This is a genomic window from Cryptosporangium sp. NPDC048952, assembly GCF_043197895.1.
Classification (GTDB): Bacteria; Actinomycetota; Actinomycetes; order Mycobacteriales; family Cryptosporangiaceae; genus Cryptosporangium.
This window is the reverse complement of record NZ_JBICTY010000002.1, coordinates 290,107-310,605: the sequence shown is the minus strand read 5'-3', so window position 1 is coordinate 310,605 and position 20,499 is coordinate 290,107. Positions and strand designations below refer to the sequence as shown.

General features: G+C 71.6%; 19 protein-coding genes and 2 pseudogenes. 8 read left to right on the top strand and 13 right to left on the bottom strand.

The window, feature by feature from the left end; all coding sequences use genetic code 11:
• Window positions 1-15: 15 nt before the first annotated feature.
• The 3 genes and pseudogenes from ACGFY5_RS09620 to ACGFY5_RS09610 all read right to left on the bottom strand — a co-directional run.
• Window positions 16-834: an IclR family transcriptional regulator C-terminal domain-containing protein gene (locus ACGFY5_RS09620; protein ID WP_392719158.1), complete on the bottom strand. Its 819-nt coding sequence runs from the start codon at window positions 832-834 to the stop codon at window positions 16-18.
• A gap of 50 nt (window positions 835-884) precedes the next feature.
• Window positions 885-1,721 carry a helix-turn-helix transcriptional regulator gene (locus tag ACGFY5_RS09615; protein WP_392719157.1) on the bottom strand — a complete coding sequence of 279 codons (837 nt, stop codon included), beginning with the start codon at window positions 1,719-1,721 and terminating at the stop codon, window positions 885-887.
• Window positions 1,722-2,069: 348 nt separating this feature from the next.
• A pseudogene (locus ACGFY5_RS09610) lies at window positions 2,070-2,488 on the bottom strand (response regulator transcription factor); the annotation flags it as partial.
• A 9-nt stretch (window positions 2,489-2,497) separates the two neighbouring features.
• On the opposite strand from ACGFY5_RS09610, the gene ACGFY5_RS09605 reads away from it, so the two are divergent.
• From ACGFY5_RS09605 to ACGFY5_RS09590, 4 genes and pseudogenes are all read left to right on the top strand, one after another.
• Entirely contained in the window at window positions 2,498-2,836 is a 339-nt protein-coding gene (locus ACGFY5_RS09605; RefSeq protein ID WP_392719156.1) for a hypothetical protein, read from the top strand.
• A gap of 54 nt (window positions 2,837-2,890) precedes the next feature.
• Window positions 2,891-3,772 carry a hypothetical protein gene (locus ACGFY5_RS09600; RefSeq protein ID WP_392719155.1) on the top strand — a complete coding sequence of 294 codons (882 nt, stop codon included), beginning with the start codon at window positions 2,891-2,893 and terminating at the stop codon, window positions 3,770-3,772.
• Window positions 3,769-5,979, top strand: coding sequence for a heavy metal translocating P-type ATPase (locus ACGFY5_RS09595; protein WP_392719154.1), 2,211 nt, complete (start codon window positions 3,769-3,771; stop codon window positions 5,977-5,979). Before ACGFY5_RS09600 ends, ACGFY5_RS09595 begins: the two co-directional genes overlap by 4 nt.
• A gap of 43 nt (window positions 5,980-6,022) precedes the next feature.
• Window positions 6,023-6,193 (top strand): annotated as a pseudogene (locus tag ACGFY5_RS09590) (VOC family protein); the annotation flags it as partial.
• A gap of 143 nt (window positions 6,194-6,336) precedes the next feature.
• Here ACGFY5_RS09590 and ACGFY5_RS09585 read toward each other — a convergent pair.
• The 8 genes from ACGFY5_RS09585 to ACGFY5_RS09550 all read right to left on the bottom strand — a co-directional run bounded on the left by ACGFY5_RS09585 (window position 6,337) and on the right by ACGFY5_RS09550 (window position 14,187).
• Entirely contained in the window at window positions 6,337-7,311 is a 975-nt protein-coding gene (locus ACGFY5_RS09585; RefSeq protein WP_392719153.1) for an ABC transporter substrate-binding protein, read from the bottom strand.
• Window positions 7,308-8,417, bottom strand: a complete 1,110-nt coding sequence (locus tag ACGFY5_RS09580; protein WP_392719152.1) for an ABC transporter permease — start codon at window positions 8,415-8,417, stop codon at window positions 7,308-7,310. Before ACGFY5_RS09580 ends, ACGFY5_RS09585 begins: the two co-directional genes overlap by 4 nt.
• A 43-nt stretch (window positions 8,418-8,460) precedes the next feature.
• The gene (locus tag ACGFY5_RS09575) at window positions 8,461-9,219 is read right to left on the bottom strand and encodes an ATP-binding cassette domain-containing protein (RefSeq protein WP_392719151.1); all 759 of its coding nucleotides are present in this window, start codon (window positions 9,217-9,219) and stop codon (window positions 8,461-8,463) included.
• Window positions 9,219-10,139 (bottom strand): hypothetical protein, encoded by a 921-nt coding sequence (locus ACGFY5_RS09570; protein ID WP_392719150.1) that lies wholly within the window; start codon window positions 10,137-10,139, stop codon window positions 9,219-9,221. Before ACGFY5_RS09570 ends, ACGFY5_RS09575 begins: the two co-directional genes overlap by 1 nt.
• 59 nt (window positions 10,140-10,198) lie before the next feature.
• Complete coding sequence (locus ACGFY5_RS09565) at window positions 10,199-11,563, bottom strand: FGGY family carbohydrate kinase (protein WP_392719149.1); 1,365 nt, start codon at window positions 11,561-11,563, stop codon at window positions 10,199-10,201.
• Window positions 11,556-12,563 (bottom strand): LacI family DNA-binding transcriptional regulator, encoded by a 1,008-nt coding sequence (locus ACGFY5_RS09560; protein WP_392719148.1) that lies wholly within the window; start codon window positions 12,561-12,563, stop codon window positions 11,556-11,558. Before ACGFY5_RS09560 ends, ACGFY5_RS09565 begins: the two co-directional genes overlap by 8 nt.
• Complete coding sequence (locus ACGFY5_RS09555; protein WP_392719147.1) at window positions 12,560-13,543, bottom strand: 1-phosphofructokinase family hexose kinase; 984 nt, start codon at window positions 13,541-13,543, stop codon at window positions 12,560-12,562. Before ACGFY5_RS09555 ends, ACGFY5_RS09560 begins: the two co-directional genes overlap by 4 nt.
• A 137-nt stretch (window positions 13,544-13,680) precedes the next feature.
• The gene (locus ACGFY5_RS09550) at window positions 13,681-14,187 is read right to left on the bottom strand and encodes an AAA family ATPase (RefSeq protein WP_392719146.1); all 507 of its coding nucleotides are present in this window, start codon (window positions 14,185-14,187) and stop codon (window positions 13,681-13,683) included.
• A 116-nt stretch (window positions 14,188-14,303) separates the two neighbouring features.
• Here ACGFY5_RS09550 and ACGFY5_RS09545 point away from each other — a divergent pair, with 116 nt between their 5' ends.
• From ACGFY5_RS09545 to ACGFY5_RS09535, 3 genes are all read left to right on the top strand, one after another.
• Window positions 14,304-15,983, top strand: coding sequence for a RecQ family ATP-dependent DNA helicase (locus tag ACGFY5_RS09545; protein WP_392719145.1), 1,680 nt, complete (start codon window positions 14,304-14,306; stop codon window positions 15,981-15,983).
• A 77-nt stretch (window positions 15,984-16,060) separates the two neighbouring features.
• Window positions 16,061-16,780, top strand: a complete 720-nt coding sequence (locus ACGFY5_RS09540; protein WP_392719144.1) for an ATP-binding cassette domain-containing protein — start codon at window positions 16,061-16,063, stop codon at window positions 16,778-16,780.
• Window positions 16,777-17,541, top strand: coding sequence for an ABC transporter permease (locus ACGFY5_RS09535; protein WP_392719143.1), 765 nt, complete (start codon window positions 16,777-16,779; stop codon window positions 17,539-17,541). Before ACGFY5_RS09540 ends, ACGFY5_RS09535 begins: the two co-directional genes overlap by 4 nt.
• A gap of 31 nt (window positions 17,542-17,572) precedes the next feature.
• Here the strand turns inward: ACGFY5_RS09535 and ACGFY5_RS09530 are convergent, their stop codons facing one another.
• On the bottom strand, window positions 17,573-18,235 hold the full coding sequence (locus ACGFY5_RS09530; RefSeq protein ID WP_392719142.1) for a response regulator: 663 nt from the start codon (window positions 18,233-18,235) through the stop codon (window positions 17,573-17,575).
• Complete coding sequence (locus ACGFY5_RS09525; RefSeq protein WP_392719141.1) at window positions 18,232-19,785, bottom strand: sensor histidine kinase; 1,554 nt, start codon at window positions 19,783-19,785, stop codon at window positions 18,232-18,234. The genes ACGFY5_RS09530 and ACGFY5_RS09525 overlap by 4 nt, the downstream gene beginning before the upstream one ends.
• A 107-nt stretch (window positions 19,786-19,892) precedes the next feature.
• On the opposite strand from ACGFY5_RS09525, the gene ACGFY5_RS09520 reads away from it, so the two are divergent.
• On the top strand, window positions 19,893-20,498 hold the full coding sequence (locus ACGFY5_RS09520) for a TetR/AcrR family transcriptional regulator (RefSeq protein ID WP_392719140.1): 606 nt from the start codon (window positions 19,893-19,895) through the stop codon (window positions 20,496-20,498).
• The last annotated feature ends 1 nt before the right edge of the window (window position 20,499 follow it).

The window sequence follows — 20,499 nt, the reverse complement described above, 5'->3', positions numbered from 1 at the left end:
CGCGGGGTGTCAAGATCAGGCGGTTTCGGCGCGTTGGATCTCGGTGTGGGGACGCGACTGCCACCGGGCCCATTCGGCGCTCACGTCGCCGGCGGTACGCAACAACCGGGGCAGATGGGCGTCGAGCAGGGTTTCGAGCGTCGTTTCGGCCGCGTGGACGGTCACGTTCATCGCCGCCCGGACGGCGCCCGAGCCGTCCCGCACCGGCGCGGCCACCGACCGCACGCCGGGCGCGAGCTCCTCGTCGGCGAGCGCCCAGCCACGGGCGCGTACCTCGGTGAGCTCGGCCGCGAGCTCCTCCGCGGTGCGCCCGATGTACCGCGGCAGGCCGGACCGGCTCGGCTCGGCGAGCACCCGCTCCGCCTCGGCCGGCGACAGCCCGGCCAGCAGCACCTTGCCCTGCGACGTCTGCGCGGCCGGGAACCGCGTCCCGATGTCCACGCGCAGCGTGATGATCTTCGGCACCGACACCCGCGCCACGTACACGATGTCCGACCCGTCGAGCTGGGCCATCGACGAGGACTCCCCCGTGGCCGCGACCAGCCGCTCCAGGTGCGGCCGCGCGATCTCCCACAGCCCCTGCGAGCTGACGTAGGCCATCCCGAGCGCGAGAACCTTCGGCGTGAGCGCGAACCCACCGCCCTCGGCGGTGCGCACGTACCCCATCTCCTCCAGCGTCAGCAGGAGCCGCCGGGCGGTCGGGCGCGCGAGGTCGGTCGCGCCGGCCACCTCGCTCAGCGACATCACCGGCCGCCGGGCGTCGAAGCACGCCAGCACGTCGAGCCCTCTCGCCAGGGCCTCCACGAAGTCCGGCCCGGTTCCTCGGTTCGCCATCGCCGCAGTCTAGCGGACGAGCGTCCGCATCATGGACGCCTTCCGAGGCTTCAGCCGCCCTCAGACGCCGAGCGCGGACAACAGCTGAGCTTGTCGTGGCTCTCGCTGCCCGGGATCGCCGTGTAGACGAGCAGCGCGTGCGACTGCCCCCGATCGACCAGCGCCTGGCAGGTCAGCTCGAGCGCACCGAGCCGGGGGTGCGCGAACCGCTTCGTCTCCTGCGGGTACACGCCGACCTCGTGGCGTTCCCAGATCTCCCGGAACTCCGCGCTCTCGCCGAGCAGCAGCTCGGCGTAGTGCTCCGCCCGCGACCCCGGACCGCGCAGCGTGGCGATCTCCCGCAGGCCGGACACCCACACCCGGGAAAGGAACGCGTGGTCCTCGGGCGCGTAGATCGCCCGCGAGGCCGGATCGGCGAACCACCGGTACCCGATGCTGCGCGCCGGGCCGGTGAACTCGGTCGTCACGCCGGTCAGCGCCACGCCCAGCGGGGTCTGGCGCAGCGTTTCGCCCAACTCGGTGACGATCTCGGCGGGGGTGTCGGTGAGGCGGTCGAACACGCGCAGCAGGCCGGGGCTGATGTGGTCACCGGCCGGTCCGCGGGCGGGCGGGTTCTGGCCGGCGAGGCGGAACAGGTGGTCGCGCTCGTCGAGCGAGAGGTGCAGGCCCTGCGCGATCGACGCGATCATCTGTTCCGACGGGTGCGGGCCGCGTTCCCGTTCGAGGCGGGAGTAGTAGTCGGCCGACATGTGACAGAGCGCGGCTGCCTCTTCCCGCCGTAGCCCACTCGTGCGACGGCGCTGCCCGCGCGGCAGCCCCACGTCTTCTGGCTGCAGCGACTCCCGCCGACGCCGCAGGAACTCCGCCAGTCCGGTCCGATCGATCACCCTCTGTTTCTACCGTCCGGCCCGTCCTGCATCCACGGTCCACCGATCCCAGGCTGCGGACCGCCGGCCTGCACCTCGAGCGGGAGATCGGCCACGACCGACCCGCCGTCGGGGCCTCCGCCCGCCGTGAGGGTTCCGCCGATGCGTTCGACCCGTTCCCGCATCGACGCCCGGCGCCCACGGCTGCGCCGACCGTCCCTCGTCCCGCACCGCGACCAGGAGCCTTCCGTCGCGGACCGCCAGCGAGAACCGCGCCGACCCGACCCCGCGTGCCGCGACACGTTCGTCAGCGCCTCCACCGCCACTCGGTACGCGGCGACCTCGACCGCCGCCGGGAGTTCCGGCAGGTCGGCGGCGCCCCTCGTCGCGCGCCCGGGCGATGGCCTCGGCGCGACCGGCCACGCGTAACTTGGCGAAGATCGTGGACAGGTGGTTGCCGATCGTCTTCGGCGCCAGGCCGAGCGCCGCCGCGATCGCACCGTTGGACTTCCCCGCGGCCAGGCGCCCCAGGATCTCGCGCTCCCGTGGTGTGAGCTCCGGGAACGGCACCGTCGACGCCGGGTGGCCTCGACCCCGTCCATCCCCGGCATCTGAACGTCCATCACCACGACGTCGGGCCGCGTCAGCTGCGCCTCCCGCAGCGCGTCGGCGCCGCTCGCGGCTTCCGCCACCACCTCGACGCCCGGCAGCGAGCCGAGCAGCGCGCGGATTCCCCGTCGCACGACCGGGTGATCGTCGGCGATCAGGACACGGATGTCGGGATCCATGGTCCGATGATGGCGCGCGGAACGCCCGGGCGGACTCCGCCCGATGCCCGGTTGACCCGGGCAAAGGTCGGCCTCGTCCTGGCCGCGCTGCTCGCCGTGAGCGACCTGGCCAGTCTGCTCAGCATCCCGGACAGCGACGAGCCGGGCCCGCCCGCCGCCGTGCTGATCGCCGGCGCCGCGTACGGCGTCATCACGCTGGTCGCCGTCGTCTACACGTGGCGCACCGGGAACCGCATCGGCGCGCGGGTGGTCGCCGGGAGCCGGATCCTCTCGATGATCGGCCACTTCCGGCCTTCTTCGTCCCCGACGTACCTGACTAGCGCTCCTTCTCCAGTGGGGCCGAGTTGATACCTATAGGGGGTACCCGTATATTCGACTCGTCGTCATGACGAGGAGGCCCCTGTGCATACGTCGATCCGTCTCTCGGTTTTCGCGCTCGCCCTGGTTGTCGTGTTCGCCGCGGCAATCGGGGTGGGGCGGTGGAGGGGCCCGGAGCCCGAACCGCCACCTGCCGCGGCGGCGGAGCACGGCGAGGAGTCGCCCGGCCACGACGCCGTTGAAGGCGGCCACGACGCCGGCCACGACGAGGCCGCGGTGGCCGTGCCGGCCGGGTTGCAGACCGCGCAGGACGGGTACCGGCTCGAGCCGCTGTCCCCCGGGCTGTCCACGACCGCGTCCGAGCCGTTCCGCTTCCGGATCCTCGACACGCACGGCGTCCCCGTTACGCGGTACGTGGCCGAACACGAGAAGGACCTGCACCTGATCGTGGTGCGTCGCGACCTGTCGGGCTTCCAGCACGTGCACCCGGTCCTGGGCGCCGACGGCACGTGGTCGATCCCGCTCGCCGTGGCCGCACCCGGCCAGTACCGCGTGTTCGCCGACTTCCGCCCCGCCACCCGCGACGAGGGCCTCACGCTCGGCGTCGACGTGCCGGCCCCCGGCGAGTACCGCCCGGTGGCGCTGCCGCGCCCGCGGTCCGTTGCCACCGTCGACGGCTACACCGTCACGCTCACCGGCGAGTTGACGCCCGGCACGGCGTCGACGGTGTCGTTGGCAGTGAGCCGGAACGGAAGGCCGGTCGCGGACCTGCAGCCCTATCTCGGCTCGTCGGGGCACCTCGTTGCGCTCCGGGAGGGCGACCTGGCGTACCTGCACGTGCACCCGACGGCGGGGACGACGTTCGCCGCGGAGGTGCCGTCCGAGGGCCGGTACCGCCTGTACTTCGACTTCAGGCACGGCGACGTGGTGCACACCGCCGAGTTCACGCAGGAGGCGCACCGATGATCGAGCTGGAGATCGGCGGGATGACGTGCGCGTCGTGTGCCGCGCGGATCGAGAAGAAGCTCAACCGTCTCGACGGGGTGAGCGCCACCGTCAACTACGCCACCGAGCGGGCGACGATTTCCGCCGAGGGTGGGCACTCGTCGGACGAGTTCATCGCCGCTGTCGAGAAGGCGGGGTACACCGCGGTGCTGCCCGCGGCCGTCGTTCCCGAGGAGCCGGCGGCGGATCCTGCGCGGACGCGGTTGTTGGTGTCGATCGTGCTGAGCGTGCCGGTGGTCGTGCTCGCGATGGTGCCGGCGTGGCAGTTCGAGTACTGGCAGTGGCTGTCGCTGACGTTGGCCGCACCGGTGGTGGTCGCGTGCGGGCTGCCGTTCCATCGCGCGGCACTGCGCAATCTGCGCCATGGCGAGGCGACGATGGACACGCTGGTGTCGCTCGGGACGGTGGCGGCGTTCGGGTGGTCGCTGTGGGCGCTGTTCTTCGGCACGGCGGGGATGCCGGGGATGACGCATCCGTTCTCCTGGCGGCTCGGCTCCGAGGATCCGCGCGGAACGATCTACCTCGAGGTCGCCGCCGGCGTGACCACGTTCCTCCTGGCCGGACGCTACTTCGAGTCCCGCTCGAAGCGCCGCGCGACGGGTGCCCTCCAGGCCCTGCTAGCCCTGGGCGCCAAAGACGTCAGCGTCCTGCGCGACGACGCCGAGGTGCGGGTGGCCAGTGGTGAGTTGGTGGTGGGTGACCGGTTCGTGGTTCGGCCCGGGGAGACGATTGCTACCGACGGGGTCGTGGAGGGTGGGGCGTCGGCGGTCGATGCGTCGATGCTCACCGGGGAGTCGGTTCCGGTCGAGGCCGGGGTCGGCGACACGGTGACCGGCGGGACGGTCAACGTCGGTGGGCGGCTCGTCGTGCGGGCGACCGGGGTCGGACGCGACACGGAGCTCGCGCGGATGGCGGCGCTGGTGGAGCAGGCGCAGGCCGGGAAAGCTCCCGTACAACGGCTCGCCGACCGGATCTCCGGGGTGTTCGTACCGATCGTGCTGGCGTTGTCCGTGGCGACGCTCGGGTTCTGGGTGGGGTCCGGCGCGGGGTGGACCACGGCGTTCACCGCGGCCGTCGCGGTGCTGATCATCGCGTGCCCGTGTGCGTTGGGGCTGGCGACGCCCACCGCGTTGCTGGTGGGGACCGGGCGCGGGGCGCAGCTCGGGGTGCTGATCCGCGGTCCCGAGATCCTGGAGTCGACGCGACGGGTCGACACGATCGTGCTCGACAAGACCGGCACCGTGACGACGGGGCGCATGACGCTGCACGACGTGGTCGCGGCGCCGGGCGAGGACCCCGACGAGGTACTCCTTCTGGCCGCCGCGGTCGAGTCCGCCAGCGAACACCCCGTCGCCCGAGCCATCGCCGCAGCCCCGACCACCCCACTCCCCCAGGTCACCAACTTCCACAACGCCCCGGGCCTCGGCGTCACCGCCCTGGTCGGGGACGACCACGTCGTGGTGGGTCGGGTGGCGCTGTTCGCCGAGCGGGGGTACCTGGTGTCGCCGGAGGTCGAGGCGGCGGTGGCGCGCGGGGAGGCGGCGGGGCTCACCGCGGTGGTTGTGGGGTGGGACGGGGTTGGCCGGGGTGTGGTGACGGTGGGGGATTCCGTCAAGGCGACCAGTGGCCTTGCGGTCCACGCGTTCACGCGGCTCGGGCTTACGCCGGTGCTGCTCACGGGCGACAGCGAGATCGTCGCGAAGCAAGTCGCCACAGAAGTGGGGATCGATCGCGTGATCGCCGGGGTGCTGCCCGCGGGCAAGGTCGACGTCGTCAAGCAGCTCCAGGCCGAGGGACGGGTCGTCGCGATGGTCGGGGACGGCGTGAACGACGCCGCCGCCCTCGCCCAGGCCGACCTGGGCCTCGCCATGGGCACGGGCACCGACGCCGCGATCGAGGCCGCAGACCTCACGCTCGTCCGGGACGACCTCCTCGCCGCCGCGGACGCGATCCGCCTCTCCCGCAGTACCCTGCGCACGATCCGCACCAACCTGTTCTGGGCGTTCGCGTACAACGTCGCGGCGATCCCGCTGGCGGCGGCGGGACTGCTCGGGCCGATGCTCGCCGGGGGCGCGATGGCGTTCTCGTCGGTGTTCGTCGTCGCCAACAGCCAGCGCCTGCGCCGGTTCCGGCCATTGCGGCCAGGAACTGACCGGAACGACGCCTAGCGTCGACGCATGAGCACACCGCCTGGCTACCACAGTGGCCCCGCGGGTCGTCACCGACGACGGTCACATCGGACACGGCGAGATCCGGGTCGGCGACACCGTGGTTCTGGCCTTCGACCGGCACGCCGACTGGCCGAGGATGCCGAGCCTGCTGCGCGTGTTCGTCCCCGACGCGGACGCCGCGTTCGCCGCCGCCCTCGCCGCCGGCGCGCGCACGAAATGACCGGCCGAACCGGCCGCAGCAGTACCCCCACCCGCCCAGCCCCCTGACCAGCGCAACCCGGCGCGCAGGACGCGCGAGACGGCGAAGCCCCGGCCGGCACACGCCGGCCGGGGCTCACCCCCGAGCTGCTGAGCTCAGCAGCTGGACTTGTACAGCGCGGCCTGACCCTCCGCGCTGCTCAAGTTGTCCTTCGTCACGATCGTGAACCCGGTCTGAATCGTCTTCTCGGTCGACTCGCCCTTCAGTGCCTTGACGGCCTGGTCCACCCCATCGGTGCCGATCGTTCCGGGCTGCTGCGCGATCAGCGCCTGGATCGTGCCGTCCTTCAGCGCCTTCACCTGGTCGGACCCGGCGTCGAACCCGACGATCTTCACCGCGCCCTGCTTGCCGGCCTGCCGCACACCGGTCGACGCACCGGTCGCCCCGAACAGGTTCGTCGCGAAGATGCCGACGATGTCGGGGTCCTTCTGCAGCGCTGCGGTGACGATCTGCGCGGCCTTCGCCGGGTCGTTCTGCACGTACTGAACCCCGAGGTTCGTGTACTTCGGGTCGGCCTTCGCCGCGCCGTCGAAGCCCTGCGTCCGCGCGTCCGACGTGCTGATACCCGGCTGGTTGTCGATGACCAGCACCTTGCCGCCGTTCGGCGCCAGCTGCTGGATCGCCTTGAACGCCGCTTCCCCGCCGCCCTTGTTGTCCGACGAGATCGACGACACGATCCCGTCGGTGTTCTCGAGCGTCGTGTCGACGAGCACGACCTTGATGCCGGCCGAGGTGGCCTGCTTGATCGGCTGCTCCATCGACTTCGCGTCGGTCGGCGCGATCAGGATCGCGTCGGGGCGGGACGCGATCACCGACTGCAGCACGGGCGTCTGCAGCGTCGCGTCGAACTTCTGCGCGCCCTGGATGTCGACGGTCGCGCCGGCCTTCTTCGCCGCGTCCTGCACACCGCAGCCCATCGTCACGTAGAACGCGTCACCGGTCACGCCTTCGATGAACGCCAGCTTGTAGCCGTCGCCGCCGCTCGCCGAGTCGCCGCCGCCGCATCCCGCGGCCAGCATCGCGACCGCAGCCAGGCCGGCCACCGCCGCACCAGTGCGAGTTCTTTTCATGACTGCTCCTTCGTTGGAGTAGAACGCGAAGAAAGGAAGGGAAAGCGAAAACCTCGGGAATGCCCGCCGCGTAAAGCCCGGGCGCGCCGGGTCTGGTCCGCGTACACCGCCGCGATGAGCACCGCACCCACGACGACCTGCTGCCAGAACGGCTGCACGCCGAGGATCACGAAGCCGTTCTGCAGGACCGCGGGGATGAACAGGCCGATGATCGTGCCGAAGATCGTGCCGACACCGCCGAAGAGGCTCGTGCCGCCGATCACGACGCCCGCGATCACGTTGAGGTTCGTCTGCGTCTGCCCGCCGATCGTCGTCGACTGGTAGAAGACGAGGTTGAGGATGCCGGCGAAGCCGGCGAGCAGCCCGGCGAGCGCGTAGACGCCGATCAGCTGGCGGTCGACCTTGAGCCCGACGCGTCGCCCCGCTTCGGCGTTCGAACCGATCGCGAAGACGTGCAGGCCCCAGCGGCTGCGGTGCAGCAGAATGCCCACCAGGATGACGACGACCAGCGCTATCACCGAGATCCACGGCACCTGGCCGAAGACGTTGCCGAAGCCGATGTTGTTGACCAGCACGTCCGGCGCGTCACGCAGGTCCACGCCCTTCGTGATGATCTGCGAGAACCCCAGCGCCATGCCGAGCGTTCCGAGCGTCACGATCAGCGGTGGGATGTTGAGCTTCGCGATCAGCACGCCGTTCAGCAAGCCCCAGCCCAAGCCACAAGCACAGGCCACGACGACGCCCAACGCGGCGACGCCCCAGCCCTGGCCACCGGCGGCGACCATGGTCTTGGACGCGATCACGCCGCTGAACACCAGGACCGACCCGACCGAGAGGTCGATGCCGCCGGTGATGATCACCAGCGTCATGCCGGCGCCGAGCACCGCGAGGATCGAGGTGTTCACGACGATGCCGCGCAGGTTGTAGAGCGTCGGGAACGTCTCCGGGCGCATGATCGCGAAGATCGCGTAGATCACCAGCAGCACGAACACGATCTGCAGCTGCTGCGTCGCGAAAAGCTTCGCGATTCGCTTGCGGCCCGACGGGGCCGACGGTTTCGGAGCACCGGCCCCGGTCGTGCGCGTCTCGGTGGCGACGCTGCTCATGCCGAGCTCCCTTCCCGTGTGGCCGTCATGCGGCGCTGCGCCGTCATGCGGCGCTGCCCTCGAGGGCGCCCGTCATGGCACCGACGAGCTGCTCCATCGACGTGTCCGCGGTGCGGAACGTCGCAACCCGGCGCCCCTGCCGCATGACCTGCACGCGGTCGGAGACGTCGATGACGTGCGGCATCGAGTGGCTGATGAACACCACGGCGATCCCGTTCGCCGCGGTACGCCGGATCAGGTCCAGCACGTTCTTCGTCTGGACGACGCCGAGAGCGGCGGTGGGCTCGTCGAGGAAGATGACCTTGCTGGCCCAGGCGGCGGCACGGGCGACGGCGATGCCCTGGCGCTGACCGCCGGACATCCCGCCGACCGGGCCTTCGAGGTCACGGACCGTCGCGCCGAGGTCGTCGAAGGCCTTCCGGCTGCCGGCCCGCATCGCGGCCTTGTCCATGAAGCCCATCCGGCCGAGCAGGCCGCGCTTCATGAGTTCCCGGCCCAGGTACATGTTCTGCACCGGGGACAGGTGGGGCGCCAACGCGAGGTCCTGGTACACGGTCTCGATGCCGAGCTCGCGCGCGGCCACCGGCGACCCCATGGTCACCGGCTTGCCTTCGAACAGGACCTCCCCGCTGGTGGGGATGTCGGTCCCCGACAGGATCCTGGTCAGCGTGCTCTTGCCGGCGCCGTTGTCACCGATGAGAGCGACGACCTCACCGGCCTCGACCTCGAAGTCCGCGCCGGCGAGCGCGGTGACGTGTCCGTACTCCCGCGTGATCCCGCGGGCCTGCAGCACAGGAGCCATCAGCTACGCGCCGCCTCTCGCCACGAACGCGCCCGGCCGTCGACGGCGCCGAGCAGCTTCTCCAGGCGCGGGCGAGCCTGCGAGGCGAAGAACTCGGTGCGCTCGGCGGCGTTCATCCCGATCGCTTCCTTCCAGACCGACCGACCGGCGATGAACCCGGACGCGCCGCCCTCGTCGCAGGAGACCTTCACGACCTCCTGGAACTGGTCGAACGCCACACCGGCCGACAGCACGGCCCACGGCCCGGTCAGCGCGTCGGCCAGACGCCGGGCGCCCGCCGCCGACCCCGGGTACTCGAGCTTCAGCAGATCGGGCGCCAGGGCGTCGAGCAGGATCGCCGACTCGACGATCAGGTCCTCGCGCTGCTGCGCGGAGAGCTCCTCGCCGGGCTGGGCGTAGATGAGGTTCTCGACGACCGACGGGATCCCGGCCTCGCGGCAGTCCGCGACGACCTGGCGGACGACGTCCAGAGCCTCGTCCTGGAGGTCGGGCTCGCCGGCGGAAAAGACCCGGTGCGGGCGCACCTGGATCAGGAACTTGACGGCGTGGCCGCCCAGCGAGCGCACCCACTCGCCACCCTGCTCCGGGTCGCGGGCGGCGCGCGGCTCGCCGTTCCACGTCGGACGCTTCTCCGGCTCGGCGGCGATCAGCAGGCCGCAGGAGTCGGCGAGCGCGCCGGCCTTCTGCACCGCCGGGACGCCGATCGTCGGGTCGAGCAGGATGCCGCTGGCCAGGGGCGTGAGCGCGGCGGCGACGTCGACCTTGGCCTGGTCCATGTCGTCGGCGCTCGGGTCGATTCCGACGGCGGCGAACATGCGACGCAGGGTGTTGCGCTGGTCCATCGCGATGATCGAGAACACGCCGTTCTGGTCGGCGATGGAGTCCAGGGTGGTGGTGGCAGCGACCGAGTCGGTCGTCATGGGGTTCCCTTCGTCGGTTCAGCGGAAAGACTTGGTACGTCAGCCGTGGAGGTAATCGATTACCTACTTGGCACAAAAAAAGAGCCGGGGCGGAGGCGGGCCGAGAACTCCCCGATCTCGCCAGGGCTTCCGGCGGCCGCCCACGCGGCGAGGACGGCGGCGCCGAACCCACCCGGTTGGTCGATCGTGCTGAACGTCAGCCCGGGCAGGACCGCGCTCTTGCTCTGCCGGATCGACGCCAGCCGCAGCCAGCCGCCGGCGGCGACCGCCCTGGAGTACGGGCCGGCGACCGGCGCGATCCGGGCGAGCAGGTCAGCGGTGTAACCCGCGTTGGCGTCGACGGCGGCCGCCCAGACGTCCGCGGGGGTCGCCCCCTCGCGCAGGGCGATTCCGACGTCGTCGGCTTCCACGTCGCTACCGGTGACGGTGGCTTTCGACGCGTCGGCCCCCGCGTAGGCCGCGTCGAGAACACCCAGGTCGGTGGCGCCGAGCGCGGTCTGCACCCGGCGCAGCACCAGCCCGGCCCGCGACGGCGCGTTGACCAGCGTCGTCCCGGGAAGGATGTGCCTGCCGACCTCGACCCGCGCGCTCGTCAGCAACCGACGCTCGTCGGCGGTGACCACGCGTGGGATCGCCCGCAGCAGCGTATCGGCGGTGCCACAGGAGTTGAACAGGTCGTCGCTGCCGACCGCGCCGGCGCCGAAGGCCGCGACCGGGTGGTCGTGCCCGGCGACCGAGATCGTCGCGCCGCGTAACGCCCCCGGGGCGTCGGGGTTCCGCACGGTGCCGGCCGGCTCCCCCGCGTAGCGTCGCTCGGGAATGAAGCCGGCGCCGACGCCGAGCAGGTCCAGCGCGGCGGTCCACGGGCCGCCGGTGTCCAGGTCGAGCATCCCGGTGCGGGAGGCCAGCGACGCTTCCGCGACCGGGTCCGCGCCGAGCGCGAACGCGATGTACTCGGGGACGTTGAGCCAGCGGCAGCCGGGCGTGAGCTCCAGGCCGTGGTCGCGTGCCCAGAGAAGCTTCGCGATCGTCCACTGCTGGTGGAACGGGAGGCCGGTGGTGACCGGGAACGCGTCCCGGAAGTCGGCGGGTACCTTCGCCAGCTGCTCGGCGCCGCGCGGGTCGTGCCAGGCGATGACCTGCGACTTCGGCGCCCCAGCGGCGTCGACGACGACCCCGGACTCGGCCAGGCCGGTGAGGCCCAGAGCGAGAACGCGGGGCTCGTCCAGCGTCGTCAGCGCGTCGGTGACGACGCTGAGCACACCGTCGAGAAGGGTGCGGGCTTCGGTTTCGACGCGGCGGCCGGGTAAGCGACGCCAGATCGTGGGGCGGCGCCAGGTGCCGACGCGGGTGCCGTCGGCGTGGAGGACGAGGACCTTGGTGTCGGACGTGCCGAGGTCGACACCGAGTAAGAGCTCAGTCATGCGGTGGCCTCCGTTCACCGGAACCGCGCATGATCAGGCGCAGGCCGAGGGTGCGGTCACTGTCGACGGCCGGTTCGCCGGCCAGTCGCTCGAACATGGTTCGTGCGGCCAGCTGTCCGATCGCTTCCGGGTCGTGGTCGATGACCGTGACGCCCGGCTCGAGAACGTCGGCCAGCGCGAAGTCGCCGAAGCACACCAGCGCGACGTCGGTGCGGTTGCAGGCGTGCAGCGCCGCGACGACGCCCAGGGAGGTCCGCGTGTTCGACGAGAAGATCGCGGTGGGCGGGTCGGACAGCGCCAGCAGTTCGACGGTGGCCGAGCGGCCGTCGTCGGCGGTGTTGCAGCCGGTGCGGACCAGGGCCTCGTCGGCGTGGAGCGCGGACGCGGCGACCTGGTCGCGGTAGCCCTGCAGTCGGTTGCGGGTCGTGGCGACGTCCATCCGGCCGCCCACGTACCCGACCCGGCGGTGCCCCTGCGCGGCCAGGTGCGCGAGCGCCTGGCGCGCGCCGCCGTTGTCGTCCACCAGCACGGTCTCGCCGTCGTCGAACCCGTCCGGACGACGGTCGACGAACAGCACCGGGCAGGCCGCCTGCTCGAGGTAGGAGTGGTCGGTCGCGGTGGGCGCGATGATCAGCCCGGCGACGCGACGGGCCAGCAGGTCGTTGACGACGGTGGTCTCCAGCCGCGGGTCACGGCCGGTGCTGGCGATCATGACGCGCAGGCCGCGGGCGATCGCGAGCCGCTCGATCGTGCCGGTCATGCTGGCGAAGAACGGGTCCGCGATCGAGTCGACGACGATGCCGAGCGTGTCGTCGGTGCCTTTGCGCAGCGACCGCGCGGTCGGGTCGGGACGGTAGCCCAGCTCGCGGACCGCGGCGAGGATCCGCACGCGGGTGTCCTCGGCGACGCGGGGGTCGCCGTTGATCACGCGCGAGGCGGTCTTCGTGCTGGTGGCGGCCAATGCCGCGACGTCCTTCAACCGAACTGCTGTCTGCTTCACGGGGCACCGACCTTTGTGAGGAGTGCCTCGATCTTGCCGCGCAGCTCCTCGGCCCGAGCAGGGTCCACCCCTCCGGCGAGCGGCGTTTCGCAGGACGCGCTCGCGGTGGCGACACCGCGGACCACCGCGGGCAGCCAGGCGTCGTCGTCCAGACCGCGGGCCAGCAGCTCGAGCGCGAGGCCACCGACGAACGAGTCGCCGGCGCCGACAGCGCTCACGACCCGCACGGGAACGGTCGGGATCCAGGCCGCGCTCGATCCGGTGGCGAACGCGCTGCCCGCCGCCCCGGCCGTGACCACCGCACGGCGGGCGCCCGCCTCCAGCAGCGACAGCGCCGCCGCTTCGGCGCGCTCGCGCACGTCGGCACCGTCCGGAATGGGCAGCACGTCGACCGGCGCGCCGGACAGCGTGGCCTCGGCCTCCTCCAGGTTCGGCGTGACCAGGTCCGGTCCGGCGGGCAGCGCGGCCGCGAGGGCCGCCGGAGCGGCGTCGACCACGATGACCGCACCGGCCGCGTGGGCGAGCTCGACCAGCTGCCGGTAGCCCTCGACCGGCACGCCGGTCGGCAGGCTGCCGGAAACCGTGAACAGGTCACCGTCGCTCAGCCGCGCCGCCGCGGCCTCGCAGTAGGCGTGCCACGCGATGGCCGGCACCGGATCACCGGGCTCGTTCACTACGGTGACGCGACCGGCGGCCGACTCGCGGAACACCAGGGCCTGGCGGACCGTGCCGGGCGTCGGCACGGCGACCAGATTGGCGCCCTCGTCGGCCAGCAGACCGGCCAGCATCGCGCCGTCGCCGGTGCAGAGCAGGCCGAGCAGCGGTGCCTGGACACCGTGTGCCCGTAAGACGCGGGCGACGTTGACGCCCTTGCCACCCGGGGAGAGCTCGGTGCGGCGGGAACGCATCACGGCGCCGGGAACGATCTCGGCGAGCGTGACCAGCCGGTCGATGGCGAGGTTCGGGTTTCCGATCAGCATGTCCGGCAGCTCCCTTCCGCGGTGAAGGTAAACGTTGTCACGAATGACCGTGGATTACCGACGATCACCAGTTCAGCGGGTAGGTAATCGTTGTCACGACCAAGTGCGGCAACTCTGCGCCTTGCTACGCGGAGATGTCAAGGGAGTGAAGTCAGAATGTTTTCCAGTTGCGCTACTGGGTCCTGTGTGGCGTCGATCCGCACGTGCGGGACCGCCGGAGCGTCGAGCAGACCGGCCCGGAAGTAGGCGCTGGGATCGGCGAGTTTCCCGGCATCCCGCTCGGCTCCCCGAGAGCTCATTCGGGCGATCAAAATGTCCGCCGGCGCGGTCAGCCACACCAGCGTCGTGGAGGCCCCCACTGCGGCGAAGCGTTCGACAAGAACACCGAAAGCACCCGAGTCACTACGTTCGGTAGTGAACGGAGCGACGAGAACTGCGGACGTGCCCACTGACAGACAGTCGGCGGCGGTCGCGAGGATCGACTCGTAGCGGGCCGCGCGCAGCGCGGCACCTGCCGCTCCGTCGAGGTCCGCGCCGACGACAAAAGGCCCGGTGACGACGTCCTGGTCGAGGATCGCCGCCCGCAGCGCACCGGCCACCAACCGCCCGACGGTCGTCTTGCCGGTCGCTGGGGCACCGGTCATCAGTACAGCGTGCGACATGGTCGGCCAGCCTAATCGACCAGGTGGTCTACCCTCGCACCCACAAACGTGACTCAACGTACGTGTAGGCCACCGACAGAGCGGGGTACCGCGCAGCCGTGACCACGAACGACGATCGGCAACGCCGCCGCAGGCGCTCCCCCCTCACCTGGGCCCGCCGCCGCAGCGACGTGAAGAAGCTGCGCAACATCGCGGCCGACCTCTACGGCTGGGACGAACTGCGGCCCGTCCAGGCCGAGTCGATGCTGCACCTGGCCAATGGCGTCGACACGCTCGTCGTGGCACCGACCGGGTCGGGGAAGTCCGCGATCTACCAGGTCCCGGCCGTGCTGATCGACGGGCCGACGATCGTCGTCTCGCCGCTCCTGGCGTTGCAGCGGGACCAGATGCAGGCGCTGGCCGAGCACGGCGCGCCGACCGCCGTCGTCGTGAACTCCGATCAGTCCGCGAGCGACAACGCGGCCGCGTTCGAGGCGGTGCGCCACGGCGACGCGGAGTTCATCTTCCTGGCTCCCGAGCAGCTCACGAAGCCCGACGTGCTGGAGGCCCTGAAGGCCGCCGAGCCGTCACTGTTCGTGGTGGACGAGGCCCACTGCGTCTCCGCGTGGGGCCACGACTTCCGGCCCGACTACCTGCGGCTCGGCGAGGCCATCGAGTTCCTCGGCCATCCGACCGTGCTGGCGTTGACCGCCACCGCCGCTCCCCCGGTCCGCACCGACATCATCGAGGTGCTGGGGCTGCGGGAGCCGGAGGAGGTCATCGCCGGCTTCGACCGCCCCAATCTGTGGCTCGAGGTGTCGCGGCAGGTCACCGCGTCCGGCGTCCGCAAAGCAGTGATCGACCGGGTGGCGTCGGAGACGCCGACCGGACTGCTCTACGTGCAGACGCGTCGCGAAGCGACGGACTACACCGAGGCGCTGCGCGAGCTGGACGTGCCCGCGTTCGCGTACCACGCGGGGATGAAGGCGTCCGAGCGCGAGGCCGTGCACGACGCGTTCCGCGGTGACGAGCCCGTGGTCGTCGTCGCGACGAGTGCCTTCGGGATGGGTATCGACAAGCCCGACGTGCGGTTCGTGATCCACGCGGGGCCGGCCGAGTCGCTCGACTCGTACTACCAGCAGATCGGTCGCGCGGGGCGCGACGGCGAGACGGCGATCGCCGCGCTGTACTTCCGCCCCGAGGATCTGCACATCCCCCGGTTCTTCACCGGCGGGACGCCCGACGAGGACCTGCTGGTGCGGGTCGGCACCGGGCTCAAGCACCACCGGGGTCCGGTGCGGATCACCGACCTGGCGTCCGAGTTGGACCTGACGAAGGCGCGGGTCACGCGGGCGGTGAACATCTTCGAGCAGTCCGGGTCGGTGTCGGCCACGCCGGACGGACCGCGGTGGCACGGCCGCAAGACCGTGGAGAAGGCGGTCGAAGCAGCCGTGCAGTGGGCCGAGACGCGCAAGCGCATCGAGCAGACCCGCGTCGAGATGATGCGGGGGTACGCCGACACCGAGGGATGCCGGCGGCAGTTCCTGCTCGGGTACTTCGGTGAGGACCTCTCCGAACCGTGCGGCTACTGCGACACGTGCCGCGACGGCACGGCCGAGGAGACGCCCTCGGGGGAAACGGGGTTCCCCGTGCAGTCGCGGGTCCGCCACAAGGAGTGGGGCGACGGCATCGTGATGCGCGAGGAGGACGACCGGCTCACGGTTCTCTTCGACGAGGAGGGATACCGGACGCTGTCACTCGCCGCGATCCGCGAACACAAACTGCTCGCGCCGCTCTGAAGGGTTGACTTTCGTCAGGTCGGTGCCTGCCGATCGGCGGCGGTGATCGGGCGGCGGAATCCCTAGGTTCGAGCCCCATGATCACCCTCCGACACCTCACCAAGCGCTACGGCGACCGCCTCGCGGTGGACGACGTCACCGCCGAGATCCGCCCCGGCCAGGTCACCGGCTTCCTCGGGCCGAACGGCGCCGGCAAGTCGACAACGATGCGCATGCTGCTCGGACTCGACCGGCCGACGTCCGGGGAGGCGCTGATCAACGGGGTCCCGTACGGGAATTTGGCCTGGCCGCTGCGCGAGATCGGCGCCGTGCTCGACGCCCGCAGCGCGCACCCCGGCCGCACCGCCCGCGCCCATCTGCGGGCGCTGGCCGCCAGCCACCGCATCTCCTCTGGCCGCGTCGACGAGGTCATCGGCCTCGTCGGCCTCGAGTCCGTGGCGACCCGGCGCGCCGGGAAGTTCTCGCTCGGTATGGGCCAGCGCCTCGGCGTCGCGGCCGCGCTGCTCGGCGATCCGCCCGTGCTGGTCTTCGACGAACCGGTCAACGGGCTCGACCCCGAGGGCGTCCGCTGGGTGCGCGACCTCGCCCGCTCACTCGCCGGCGAGGGCCGGACCGTGCTCATCTCGTCGCACCTGATGAGCGAGATGCAACTGACCGCCGACCACCTGCTGGTCCTCGGTCGCGGACGGTTGCTCGCCGATGCTCCGCTCGCCGAGTTCGTCGGTTCCCACAATTCCCTTGAGGACGCTTACCTGGCGCTCACCGCGGGCGCCGTCGAGTTCGGGAGTACGCGATGAGGGCGGCGATGGCGTTCGAGTGGGCGAAACTTCGCTCGGTCCGTTCGACCTGGTGGTGTTTCGGCGTGGCCGCGTTCCTGCAGCTGGCGTACGCGGTGCTGATCGGCCTGGACGCGCGGCTGGACTTCGAGGACAGCGGCGGCCCCTCGGCGCTGGTCGTGTCCGACGCCGGGCTGCTGTCGATCCAGTTCGCGCAGTACGCCCTGATCGCTGCCGCCCTGCTCGCGGTGACCAGCGAGTACTCGACCGGAACGATCAGCCTGACGCTCCGCGCGGTGCCGGTACGCGGCCGGATGCTCGCCGCGAAGACGCTGGTGGTGGCTCTCGCGGTGGCGGTGGCCGGCGCGGTGCTGCAGCTCGTCGGCTCGGTGGTGGCCGGGGTGGTCGCCGGGTCGGCGGCGCGCTGGGGCATCGGTGACCTGGCGACCGACACCGTGCTGGCCGCGGTGTACGCGGCGATGCTGGCGGTGTTCGCGCTGGGGCTCGGCGCCGCGCTCCGCAGTGCGGTGGGTGGGCTGACGGCGGTACTGGTGATCGCAGTCGTCCTGCCCACCGTGCTGGCGCGGATCAGCATCGACGCGGTCCAGTCGATCAACGACTACCTGCCCGGCACCGCGGGCGTGGCGGCGATCTACGGCGCGGTGTCGGACGTGGCCGACGGCCAGCCCTACGGCCCGATGACGGGCGTGCTGGTCCTGGCGGGGTGGGCGGCAGCCATGGTCGGCGCCGGCTACGCGGTCCTGCGCACCCGCGACGCGTAGGCGCCTTTCGGGGCTTGAACGTCGTGGGGGGCTATGACCCACCACGACGTTCAAGCCCCGCTTCGTACGCGAGCAGAGCCGCCTGGACTCGGTTGCGGACGTCCAGGCGGGTGAGGATCTGGCTGACGTAGGCCTTCACGGTGCCTTCCACCAGGAACAGCTCCTTCGCGATCGCCGCGTTGCTCATCCCGGCGCCGACCAGCGCGAGCACCTCGCGCTCCCGCTCGGTGAGCGCCGCGACCTTCTCGCGCGCCGCGGCCGCGCCGCTGGTCCGGGCCGACGTCCACGCCTGGATCACGCGCTGGGCGACCTTCGGGGAGAGGAACGCGGCCCCGTCCGCCGCCGCGTGCACACCGGCCAGGAGCTCGCGTGGGTCGCCGGACTTCAGCAGGAAGCCGGCGGTACCCGCCCGGAGCGCGCGTTCGATGTACTCGTCCTCGCCGAACGTCGTCAGCATCAGGACGGCGGAGGTGGGAACGGCCCGCTGCAGTTCCTCCGCGGCGGCCAGGCCGTCCAGCGTCGGCATGCGGACGTCGAGCAGCACGACGTCGGGGCGGTGGGCCCGGGCCGACTCGATCGCCTCGCGGCCGTTCGACGCCTCGGCGACGACATCGACGTCCGGGTCGGTGGCGAGGATCGCCCGGACACCGGCGCGGATCATCGCCTCGTCGTCGGCCACCAGGACGCGGATCATCGGGCGTTCCCCCTCGCGTTCGTTCCGGGAATCAGGTCGATCGCCGCGACGACGCCGTCGGCGAAGCACACCCGGTACACGTCCCGCACGGGCGGGAACAGCTTGCCGCTGACGTTGTAGTACACGCACTCGCCGCCGGGCGGCCTCGGGGGCTCGACGACGTCCGGGCGTTCGGTGACCTGGAGGGTGGGCAGGATGTCGCGGGCCTCGTCCTCGGGCTGGCCGAGGTGGATGCGCAGCTGGTCCCACGGGTCGATCACCGACGCCGTGGTCTCCACGACGTACGCGGCCAGTACGGCGCCGACCAGCAACACCCCCGCCAGAACGGGCACCACGACGGTGAGCACGAGCCCGCGGCGCGTGCGCTGCCGCGCGGTCTTCAGCCGCCCGGCCGATTCCGTGACCCCCGCCGGCGCCGGCCCCACCGCCTCCCGCGGCACCGTAGCCCGAACCCGGAACTCCCCGTCGTGTTCCCCCGCGGAGAACGTGCCCCCCACCAACCGCACCCGCTCCGCCAACCCCACCAACCCGCTGCCCACACTGCCGCCGCCGTCGCCGCCGGCCGGCGTGCGGCCCTCGGCGAGGGGGTTGGAGAGGATGACTGTCACCGAATCGGTGTCCTGGGTGAGGTGGCCGGTCACCGGGGTGCCGGGGGCGTGTTTGGTGGCGTTGGTCAGGGCCTCCTGGACGACCCGGTACACCGCGCGATCGGCCAGCGGCGGCAACCCGCTGTTCGCCGCTTGCCCTTCGTCGATATCGAAGTGGAGGACCAGACCGGCGCGTCGGACGCGATCGACCAGTGCACCCAGGGACTCTTCGACCGGCTCCAACGGAGCCGCCGCATCCGTGCGCAGCACGCCGATCACCGCACGCAACCGCTCGGTAGCGTCGGCCGCACCCACGCGCAGTTCCGCAGCGGCGGCTCGCTGGGACGACCCGAGCGTCGGGTCGAGCTCCAGCGCACCGGCACGCAGCGCGAGCAGGCTCAGCTCGTGACCGAGCGCATCGTGCATGTCCTCGGCGATGCGGGTGCGTTCCCGCAGCCGGGCCTTCTCCGCAATCAGCGCCTGACCCCGCTCCAGCTCCTCGGCGAGCGCCCACCCGCCGACTGCGAGCTCCCGCCGCTGCCACAGATAACGCCCGACCAGCCACGGGAAGACGCCGCAGAACACCACTTCGGCGATCAGGTAGTAGGCGTACCAGCGGTCGCCGCCGGTCAGCACCGTCCGGGCGAGCGTGAGCAGCGGTGTGGCGACGCCGAGCGCGACGAACGTCCAGAGTGTCGGGCGGGGACGCGCCGCCGAGCGTCCGACGAGGAACGACAGCCCGACGAACGGGCCGAACAACCACACGTCCGCGGCCAGCAAGCCACCGGTGAGCACCAGCGCCGCGAGCGGCGCGACCCGGCGCACGCCGACCGCCACCGCGACGACGACGCTGGCGACGATCAGCCCGTTGACGTAGCTGCCGTCGCTGATCCGCTCGCCGTTCATCGGCAGCAGTGCAGACAGCAGGAGCCAGAGCAGCACGTCTCCGGCAACTCTCCTCACCGGCCCGACGCTACCGACGAGGGTCGGGCGCGCCTACTGCCGAAAGTGAAGGCCCCGATTTCCATACCTGGTTCGATTTCAGACTCGGTTCAGGTACCGTGGCGAGCATGGCCGGGCTCCGGGAACGCAAAAAGGAACAGACGCGGGCGCGCATCGCGGCGGTGGCGCTCGAATTGTTCGCCGAGCGCGGCTACGACGCGGTGACGGTGAACGAGATCGCCGCGGCGGCCGAGGTCGCCAAAGCCACGCTGTTCAGCTACTTCCCCAGCAAGGAAGCGCTGGTACTGGGCGGTGTGGCCGACGACGACCTGGCCGGCGTGGTGACGGGGCGCCCGGCGGACGAGTCGGTGCTGCAGGCGCTGCGCGCGCACTTCCAGGCGATGGCCACCAGCGTCGACCCCGATTTCGACCCGGCGGCGCTGGTCACCCGGATGCGGGTGATGTTCGACAGCCCGGCCCTGAGCGCCGCCGCGAACGGCCTGCTCTACCAGCAGCGACAAGCACTGACCGCCGCACTGGCGGCCGAGTTCGCGCCGACCGTTGCGACGCTGGCCGCGGCGCAGATCAGCGCGACGGTGCTCGCTCTGCAGGAGTCGTTCTTCGGTCGGCTGGTCGCCGGTGCATCGCTCGCGGAGGCCGGTTCGTCGCTCGCGACTGACGTCGACATTGCCTTTGATCTGTTGGAACACGGATTGTCAACGGAAGGGCTGTGAC